Annotated in this window: 1 protein-coding gene; it reads left to right on the top strand. The window is 45.4% G+C overall.

Annotated features, from left to right (window positions below; genetic code table 11):
* Positions 1-164: 164 nt before the first annotated feature.
* Positions 165-626, top strand: a 462-nt coding sequence (locus KIV40_RS27195; RefSeq protein ID WP_285352304.1) for a riboflavin synthase, incomplete at its 3' end; no start/stop codon positions are given.

Here is a 626-nt window from a genome sequence, read left to right as displayed (position 1 = left end):
AGCTCGATGGATGACGTGATCGATTTGACGATCAAAGATGTACGTATGGTAGGCCCTGACATTCGTATTGTCGCTCAGCCAGTATGGAAATCTTAATCCTCGATAGTTATATCTATAGTAATTTAACTGCTTGATGCAAAAGCAGTAAGAACAAGAGTTTTAGAATGTTTACAGGAATTGTAGAAGCCGTAGGTACCCTAAGTGCTATCACACCTCGCGGTGAAGATATTACGGTAACCGTGAATGTCGGTAAGCTGGATATGTCTGATGTACAGCTCGGCGACAGCATCGCCACCAATGGTGTGTGTTTGACTGTGGTTGAATTCGATGACAACAGCTACAGCGCTGATTTATCACTGGAAACTCTGAAAAAGACCGGCTTTATAGACTATCAAGCGGGCGATAAAGTAAACCATGAGAAAGCAATGCTGCCGACCACTCGTTTTGGCGGTCACATTGTTTCTGGACACGTTGATGGTGTGGGCGAGATCGTCGAACGCAACCAAGTTGGTCGTGCGATTGAATTCTGGGTAGAGATGCCCGCTGAGATCTCAAAGTACGTCGCTCAAAAAGGCTCTATTACTGTCGACGGTATCAGCCTCACAGTGAACGATTTACGTAAGAAC

The sequence above is a fragment of the Vibrio sp. D173a genome (genome assembly GCF_030248475.1).
This window is presented reverse-complemented; position numbering and strand designations above follow the sequence as displayed.